Origin of the sequence: Bartonella sp. AC329YNZD, from assembly GCF_042196685.1 — a bacterium.
GTDB lineage: Bacteria > Pseudomonadota > Alphaproteobacteria > Rhizobiales > Rhizobiaceae > Bartonella.
Genome location: NZ_JBHIQS010000134.1, coordinates 1 through 501, shown reverse-complemented (window position 1 = coordinate 501; position 501 = coordinate 1). Strand labels below are relative to the sequence as shown.

At 36.9% G+C, this 501-nt stretch carries 1 pseudogene; it reads right to left on the bottom strand.

Annotation, left to right across the window (positions count from 1 at the left end):
* Positions 1–56: 56 nt before the first annotated feature.
* Positions 57–501 (bottom strand): annotated as a pseudogene (locus ACFIMW_RS09565) (DNA adenine methylase); the annotation flags it as partial.

Here is a 501-nt window from a genome sequence, read left to right as displayed (position 1 = left end):
GGGTCTAGGTAAAATAAACTGTCGGGTGCATCAAATAGCTCGATAACCCGCTCTCACGATAAATTTAAGATTGTCGTATCAAGAAGCTTCTGTCTAACACGTCTCATCCTTGATAACAGCTTTTCGGGATTAAACTCTGCCGTTCTTTTTCTTCCAAAGCTAAAAGAAACGTAATCTTTTTTCCCATACATCACACAACGCTGGAGAAATAAAAAGCGTGCGGCTCTTTCAACTTTGGAAAGGCTTTCTGGGTCAATCGCAGCAAGGTCAAAAAACAACTGTCTTGAACAAACAAACCACTCCAATCGTTTGGCTAAATCATCAAAATGGTTTTGAACGCATTGAAACAGATTCGTGATCTCTCCATTCAAATCATTAATCACAGAATATTTTGCTGGTCTTTTATTTAGAAAAATAACACCAGAGCCTAAAAATGGTTCAACATAGGTTTCATGGTCAATATTATTTAAAATCGGTATAATTTTCTTACGCAGATAGTGT